Consider the following 711-nt stretch of genomic DNA (forward strand, 5'->3'; position numbering starts at 1 on the left):
CCGTGGGAGCCGTTATTGAACGACCGCCCCCGCGGCAATGTCATGAGGTGAGTGCCGCCGATGAACAGATCGAGGCGATCATCGTAAAGCCGAACGCGCAGCCGATGCCCGATCAGCCGTGAGGGCACGGTATAGAACACCTTGCGAAGCGTGAAGCTGCTGGTGGAGGTGACCGTGACGATCGTCTCCTCATAATCGCTGGTGCGCGCGCCAGGCAGAGGCTGCAATACCGCACGTTCGGCGTCTATGCGTGGGCCGTTGCGCCGGTTCTTGCGGCTGACGACTTCGTCGATGAAGTGCCGGTAACTCGCCAGATCATCGAAGTCTCGCGAACCACGCATCAGCAGCGCGTCCTTTATTGCTGCCTTCAAATGCCCATGCGGACTCTCGATCCCGCCATTCTCATGGGCAACGCCGCGGTTGTTGCGCGTCGGCGTCATGCCATAATGTTCGCACAGCGCGTCATATCGCAGCGTCAGATCTTGCCGGGCATCGGCGTCCAAGTTGCGGAACGCGGCCGACAGGCTATCGCTGCGATGCTCAACCGGGGCACCGCCGACGGCCCACAGGGCGTTTTGCAACCCTTCTGCAAGCGCGACATAGCTCTCGCCGCCCAGAATGACATGGACGTGTTCGAAGCCCGACCATATCAGCCGAAAATGGTAGAGGCGATGATCGAGCGGCACGCCGACGATCGTTACGTGCTCATCG

The 711-nt window shown here is 61.2% G+C and carries 1 pseudogene; it reads right to left on the reverse strand.

From position 1 onward, the window contains the following. Positions 1–711: pseudogene (locus tag SxD43FB_RS23820) on the reverse strand (DDE-type integrase/transposase/recombinase); the annotation flags it as partial.

The organism is Sphingobium sp. D43FB, from assembly GCF_002312805.1.
GTDB lineage: Bacteria > Pseudomonadota > Alphaproteobacteria > Sphingomonadales > Sphingomonadaceae > Sphingobium.